The organism is Flexivirga sp. G2 (genome assembly GCF_055397625.1).
The window spans coordinates 4,488,758-4,495,174 of the sequence record NZ_AP039675.1; the positions used below are offsets into that span (position 1 = coordinate 4,488,758).

Sequence of the window (6,417 nt, forward strand, 5' to 3'; positions counted from 1 at the left end):
CCGCACCTAAGTGCCGACGTCGCCTCACGAATACCTGACGAGGGCATCTGGGTGACCACAAGAACGCTTCGCCCACCCACAAGCCAACTCTCCTGCCCAGATCGGGTGCGGGGCCACGTGGAGACCCCATCGTCCGAACGACGAGCAAGCAACAGATGCTGTCAACAGAAGCAGTGATCAGGCGACGATCCGGAGTGGCGGGTGCGTCGTCGACCCGGGCCTATGCAGCGTAGTGGAGCGTTAGCGGAACGAAGCGGAGTGAGACCGGGGCGGCGGCGTAGCCGCCACTCACCAACGCGACCGAGGCAGGGCACTGATCCACGTGAAACACGTTGATTCACAACAGGTTTCGATACGGGCTCGTACTTCGCCCTACTCAGCCAGCCCGGGCTCAGGAGCGTTGGACGCCCAGCTGATCCATGATGCGATTCAGGTCCTCGACGCTGGCGAACTCGACGGTCAGCTTCCCGCGGCTCTTGCCGAGCGAGATCTTGACGCGTGTGTCGAGCTGGTCGGACAGGCTCGAGGCGAGCGAGTCCAGCTGCGGGTGGTGCTGACCGGCGCGCGGTGAGCGACGCACCGCCTTGTCCTTGTCACCGCCGAGCGCGACGATCTCCTCGGTGCTGCGAACCGACAGGCCCTCGGCAACGATCCGCTGCGCCAGCCGTTCCATGGCCGCGGCATCCGCCAGGCCGAGCAGGGCGCGTGCGTGGCCGGCCGAGAGCACGCCGGCGGCGACGCGACGCTGCACCAGAGCGGGCAGTTTCAACAGACGCAACGTGTTGCTGATCTGCGGGCGGGACCGTCCGATCCGTCCGGCTAGTTCTTCGTGGGTGCACTTGAAGTCGTCGAGCAACTGGCCGTAGGCAGCAGCCTCTTCGAGCGGGTTCAGTTGTGCGCGGTGCAGGTTCTCCAGCAACGCGTCGCGCAACATGTCGTCGTCGTCCGTGCTGCGGATGATCGCGGGGATGGTCTCCTTCTCCGCACCCTTGCTGGCGCGCAGTCGACGTTCACCCATGATGAGTTCGTAGGCGACTCCCGCGTCAGCAGCGTCCGCCGCCGACAGGCGTCGCACGACGATCGGCTGCAAAACGCCGATCTCCCGGACGCTGTGGACCAGTTCGGCGAGCTCGTCCTCGTCGAAGACACTGCGTGGCTGACGCGGGTTCGGGCGAATCTGGTCGACCGGCAGTTCCGCGAAGGTGGCACCGGGAACTTCCTGCAGTTCCTCGGCGTCGTCCGACTCACGTGCTGCAACGGGCTCGGCCGGCTCCGTCTTCTCTGCCGCGTTCCCCGCGTTCTGCGGCGATCCGGCCTTGGTGGCATCTGATCCGGCGGCGCTGGTGTCAGGACCAGTGTTTCCCGTGAAACGTTCGGTGTCCTCTGCGTCGCGAGTGACGGTGGTCGCCGAATTTCCGGGGAAGAAGACGTCGGACGGTCGCGGACTTCCGGGGGTCTGGGCCGGTGCAGTCGGGATCAGTGCGCCCAGGCCGCGCCCGAGTCCGCGTCGTTTTTCGCTCACTGGTCGATCTTAGTGCCTTGGGCGGCCAGCTCTTTCGCGGCCTCGGAATAGGAGAGCGCGCCGCTGCTCGACGGGTCGTAGGTCAGCACGGTCTGGCCGTGGCTCGGGGCCTCGGAGATGCGCACCGATCGCGGAATGGATGCCTTCAGCACCTGGTCGGTGAAGTGTGACCGGACCTCGTCGGCCACCTGTGCCGACAGACGAGTCCGGGCGTCATACATCGTCAACAGGATGGTGGAGACATGCAGTCGTGGATTCAGGTGCGCCCGGATCAACTCGATGTTCTTGAGCAGCTGACTCAGACCTTCCAGCGCGTAGTACTCGCACTGGATCGGGATGAACACCTCTTCAGCAGCCACGAAGGCGTTGACGGTGAGCAGACCGAGGCTCGGCGGGCAATCGATCAGGATGAAATCAAAGCGCCCGGCGTCCCCGGGGTTCTCCTGGTAGTGGTCGATCGCGCGCTTGAGCCGTGATTCACGTGCAACCAACGAGACGAGCTCGAGTTCCGCACCGGCCAGATCGATGGTGGCGGGCGCACACCAGAGCCCGTCGATGTCGGGACATTCCTGCAGCACGCTGCCGAGGTCGCCGTCCTCAACCACGACGTCGTAGACGCTGGGGACGTCCTCGTGATGCGGTATGCCGAGCGCAGTGCTGGCATTGCCCTGCGGGTCGATGTCGATGACCAGCACCTTGAGACCGAACGTTGCCAGTGCAGCAGCGACGTTGACCGTCGTGGTGGTCTTCCCGACACCACCCTTCTGATTGGAGATCGTCAGGATTCGGGGCTGTGCCGGCGGGACCACGGATCCCTCAGCCAACTTCGCACGGCGCCGTGCCTGCTCGACGAGTTGATCGGCCAAGGGCGAGGAGACAGGAGTCTCATCGACCAGAGGCACGCGGTCGGCCTGGTCGGACGGCGATGTTTCACGGGAAACCGGCGTCCCGGCCGCGGGAGACGAGCCCGTAGACTCGGCATCATCGGTTGCAGCACCGTCTGCCGACACCGCCACCTGCCGTGGGCTCGCATCCGGCAGCGCCGAGGGCGGAATCGGATTCAATGCGCCCACCACGACAGTCGGCGCGCACAATGCCGCGTTGCGCCAGCCGACCGGCTCGCCGGTGGACGCCCCGACTGCCGATCCTTGCCACCCGGTGGGCAGCGACGTTGTGCTCACGTTCGCCTCTTCCATTCGTGATTGTGGTCGGACGGTCGGTCGCACACCGACCGCATGATCACCGTCGCGGACGATTGTGACCGCGGGCCTGCACGGACTGTCGAGGTCCGGATTTCTTGGCCTTCTTCTTGGCACCATTCTTACTGAGCCGTCGAGGCGTGCCGATTGCCAGCCGCGCAACGATCGTAGGCTCATCCAGGACGCCGGCACCGCATTCGAGGACGTCGATGTCCGTCACACCCACGGACGTGAGCAACTCCCGACTGGCCTCGATCTCATCGGCGACCGAGGCGCCCTTCATCGGCAACCACCAGCCGCCCGGTCGAACCAACGGCACCGACCATACGGCGAGGTTCTCCAGCGCGGAAACCGCACGGGACGTCACGACATCGGCAGGTGCGACGTCGTCCCAAAGCGTCTCGGCTCGTCCGCGCGCGACCGTCACATTGTCGAGGCCCAGCTCATCGACCACCTCATCGAGCCAGCGCACCCGGCGCAACAACGGTTCGATCAGCGTGACCTTGACGTCGGGACGACGTATGGCGATGACCAGACCGGGGAGGCCGGCGCCACTGCCGACGTCCACGACTGTGCTGTCCGGATCGATCAACTCAGTGATGACGGCACAGTTCAGGATGTGGCGCTCCCACAGGCGCGGTGCCTCGCGTGGGCCGATCAGGCCACGGATCACACCTGAACCGGCGAGCAGCTCGGCATACTGCTGGGCGACCGGCAGTCGGTCCCCGAAGATCTCCTCCGCCTGGGCAGGGGCAGCGGGGACATCAGCAGTCTCCAAACCGTCCGTGCCGGGCTCCGAGGGATCGTGTTTCACGTGGAACGCCTCAGTCGGCGGCGGGCAGAACCACCACGAAGCGTCGCGGCTCGGCGCCCTCCGACTCGGAGCGCAGGCCGCCGGCGAGGACCGCGTCGTGCACGACCTTGCGCTCGAAGGCGGACATCGGGTCCAGCGCGACCCGCTCACCATCGGCCTTCACGGACGCCACCGCGTCCTCGGCGATCTTCACGAGCTCAGCGCGACGATCCGCCCGGAAACCGGCGACGTCGAGCATCAGCCGGCTGCGGTTGCCGGTCTCGGCCTGCACGGCCAGGCGGGTCAGCTCCTGCAGAGCATCCAGCACCTTGCCGTTCTGTCCGACGAGGCGGCGCGGCACGCGGCCCTCCTCGGAGTCGACGATTGAAACCGATGCCCGGTCGCCGTCGACGTCCACGTCGATATCGCCGTCCAGGTCGGCGATGTCCAGCAGTGTCTCGAGGAAATCGGCGGCGATCTCGCCTTCGCGGTCCAGATCGATCGTCTTCCGCGGCTCGGCCTCGTGCGCGGATGCCTCGTCGTGGGTGGTCACGTCAGTCATTCTTCACTCCCGGTGCTTGTCAACACAAAGATCAGGTGGGCCGGCCGCAGCACAGCGGCCGTTCAGGCGGCGAGCTGCCGCCGAATACGAGCAGTGGTGGTCAGCGCTTGCGCTTCTTGTTGGTGCGCTTGGGCTGCACCCGCTGGCCGCCTGCCTTGCCCGCGGTGCCGCCATCGGCCGTGACGAGGCCGGGCGTGCCGGGCGGGGTCTTGGACTTGGCGAGCTCGACCGACGGGTCCGTGGACTCCTCGTCGTCGCCCTTGTGCAGGCCCGGGATGCTGAGTTTGGTGATCGGCTTGCCCTTGGCGGCGCGGCGCTCCTCGAGAGCCTTCTCGGCAGCAGAGCCGGGGGCCGGCATCCGGCGGATCGTGTAGAACTGCTGCCCCATGGTCCACAGGTTGGTGGTCACCCAGTAGAGCAGGACACCGATCGGGAAGTTCACGCCGGAGATGGCGAAGAACACCGGCATGATGTACATGATGTACTTCTGCTGCTTGGCCATCGGGTTGTCGAGCGCCGAGGCCGGCATGTTCTTGCGCATCAGCTGGTGCTGAGTGGTGAACACCGTGACCGACATGATGATGATGAGGACGACGCACAGGGTGCGGACCGCGCCGGCCGGCGACTCGCCCGGGTGCAGGAACGCCGACGACAGTTGGGCACCGAAGAGCTTCGACTGCTCCGCCTGGGCGGCCAAGTCTCGGGTCATCCAGCCGATCGGGTCGTGCTTCCCGGAACCGATGTCCTTCAGCCGGTTGAGCACCCGGAACAGTGCGAAGAAGAACGGTGCCTGCAGCAGCATCGGCATGCAGGAGGAGAAGGGGTTGGTGCCCGCCTTGCGGTAGAGCTCCATCGTCTCCTCAGTCATCTTCTGACGAGACTCGGCGTCCTTCTTGCCCTTGTACTTCTTCTGGATCTTCTGGATCTCGGGCTGGATCAGCTGCATCCGGCGGGACGACTTGATCTGCTTGACGAACAGCGGGATCAGCAGGATGCGCAGCACGATCACCAGCCCGGCGATCGACAGGGCCCAGGTCCAGCCGCTCGCGGCCGGCAGACCGATGGCGGTGAAGATCTTGTGGAACCCCACCATCACGAATGCGACGAACCATTCGAGTGGGTAGAGGATCGTGTCGAAGAAGTTGTAGATGGCGCAGTCCTTCAGTTGAGCGGCGCAGGCACAGGATTGCCCGCGTCGTCTGCGGTAACAAGAGGCGGAACGTGATCAACGCCGCCAGGGTTCCACGGGTGGCAGCGAGCCAGCCGACGAATGGTCAGCCAGCTCCCCTTGAACAACCCGAAACGGTTCAGGGCCGTGATCGCGTATGCCGAACAGCACGGGGTGAACCGGCAGCTCGGCGGAAGCAGTGGAGAAATCAGGATCTGGTAGCACCGAACCAACCAGACGAACGGCCGCGCGAGCATCCGAGTGAGCGACATGTCGTCACCGACGCCGTTCGATCGCGGTCGCGAGCAGTCGGTCCAGGTCCGTCCGGAGCTGGTCGGCGCCCGCGGTGCCCGCCGCCGGTGTCGCCCGGATCACCACATCGGTGTGCTCGGGCATCGACGGCAGGAGTGCGGCCATCCGGTGCCGCAACACACGCTTGGTGCGGTTGCGGACCACGGCGTTGCCGACCGCCTTGGACACCACCAGACCCACTCGATGTGTGGGTACCGACGAGCCGGCGACCGTCACGACCAGTCGTGGCCCGGCCGCTCGGCCGGAACGACGACTGCGCAACACTGCGGAGAAATCCGCACTGTCGCGCAGTCGATTGTTCGTCGGCAGCACTGTCGCCTAACTGGCGGTGGGCCGGTGGTCCCTCAGGCCGAGATCTTGCTGCGACCCTTGGCGCGACGCGCCGACAGGATCGAGCGGCCCGCACGCGTGCGCATCCGCAGGCGGAAGCCGTGCACCTTGGCGCGGCGGCGGGTGTTGGGCTGGAAGGTGCGCTTGCTCACTGTCGTCTCCGTCGAAATGTGCGGACCCGCGGTGGGCCCGATCGTGCGTTGGTCATGGGAATCTTCGCTTCGGCCCGCCGACGTGAGGCGGACCGCTGCCGGAAGGAACCGTGCTGGTCCAGGCAGGCGTGAGCGAAGGAGGCTCGCAGCTACGATACGGGCCGCCGGTGGACAGGGTCAAACCGAGCGGTATGGCGCGGATCGCAAGACCGAACCCCTCATCCAAGAGCGTGGATCCACCGCATGCCAGCCGCCACGCCGCACGGCGCCGAAAAATCTTCGTCGCTCGGCTTGCCGGACGCCAGCTCGGGTTGTTAGCGTCGGCCTCTTCCAGATCGGGTCCCCGCGTCACGCGGTCATCTCGTCGTCACTGCCCACA

At 66.1% G+C, this 6,417-nt stretch carries 8 protein-coding genes; all 8 read right to left on the reverse strand.

Features of this window, described 5'->3' with window-relative positions; all coding sequences use genetic code 11:
* Positions 1–391: 391 nt before the first annotated feature.
* A complete protein-coding gene (locus ACZ50J_RS21690; RefSeq protein WP_464299228.1) occupies positions 392–1,522 on the reverse strand; it encodes a ParB/RepB/Spo0J family partition protein in 1,131 nt (376 codons plus the stop codon).
* Entirely contained in the window at positions 1,519–2,718 is a 1,200-nt protein-coding gene (locus tag ACZ50J_RS21695; RefSeq protein ID WP_464301383.1) for a ParA family protein, read from the reverse strand. The genes ACZ50J_RS21690 and ACZ50J_RS21695 overlap by 4 nt, the downstream gene beginning before the upstream one ends.
* A 43-nt stretch (positions 2,719–2,761) precedes the next feature.
* Entirely contained in the window at positions 2,762–3,535 is a 774-nt protein-coding gene (gene rsmG, locus ACZ50J_RS21700; RefSeq protein WP_464299229.1) for a 16S rRNA (guanine(527)-N(7))-methyltransferase RsmG, read from the reverse strand.
* Between the two features lie 10 nt (positions 3,536–3,545).
* Positions 3,546–4,076 carry a Jag family protein gene (locus ACZ50J_RS21705; protein WP_464299230.1) on the reverse strand — a complete coding sequence of 177 codons (531 nt, stop codon included), beginning with the start codon at positions 4,074–4,076 and terminating at the stop codon, positions 3,546–3,548.
* A 100-nt stretch (positions 4,077–4,176) separates the two neighbouring features.
* Positions 4,177–5,169 (reverse strand): membrane protein insertase YidC, encoded by a 993-nt coding sequence (gene yidC, locus ACZ50J_RS21710; RefSeq protein ID WP_464301384.1) that lies wholly within the window; start codon positions 5,167–5,169, stop codon positions 4,177–4,179.
* Between the two features lie 68 nt (positions 5,170–5,237).
* On the reverse strand, positions 5,238–5,516 hold the full coding sequence (gene yidD / locus ACZ50J_RS21715; protein ID WP_464299231.1) for a membrane protein insertion efficiency factor YidD: 279 nt from the start codon (positions 5,514–5,516) through the stop codon (positions 5,238–5,240).
* Between the two features lie 4 nt (positions 5,517–5,520).
* Entirely contained in the window at positions 5,521–5,868 is a 348-nt protein-coding gene (gene rnpA, locus ACZ50J_RS21720; protein WP_464299232.1) for a ribonuclease P protein component, read from the reverse strand.
* A 32-nt stretch (positions 5,869–5,900) separates the two neighbouring features.
* Entirely contained in the window at positions 5,901–6,038 is a 138-nt protein-coding gene (rpmH, locus tag ACZ50J_RS21725) for a 50S ribosomal protein L34 (RefSeq protein WP_325549961.1), read from the reverse strand.
* Positions 6,039–6,417 lie beyond the last annotated feature (379 nt).

What these genes read in the sequence shown, in the direction of transcription:
- ACZ50J_RS21695 (WP_464301383.1), bottom strand. Translation starts at nt 2,718, where the DNA reads ATGGAAGAGGCGAACGTGAGCACAACGTCGCTGCCCACCGGGTGGCAA.
- ACZ50J_RS21705 (WP_464299230.1), bottom strand. Translation starts at nt 4,076, where the DNA reads ATGACTGACGTGACCACCCACGACGAGGCATCCGCGCACGAGGCCGAG.
- yidC (WP_464301384.1), bottom strand. Translation starts at nt 5,169, where the DNA reads ATGGTGGGGTTCCACAAGATCTTCACCGCCATCGGTCTGCCGGCCGCG.
- yidD (WP_464299231.1), bottom strand. Translation starts at nt 5,516, where the DNA reads ATGTCGCTCACTCGGATGCTCGCGCGGCCGTTCGTCTGGTTGGTTCGG.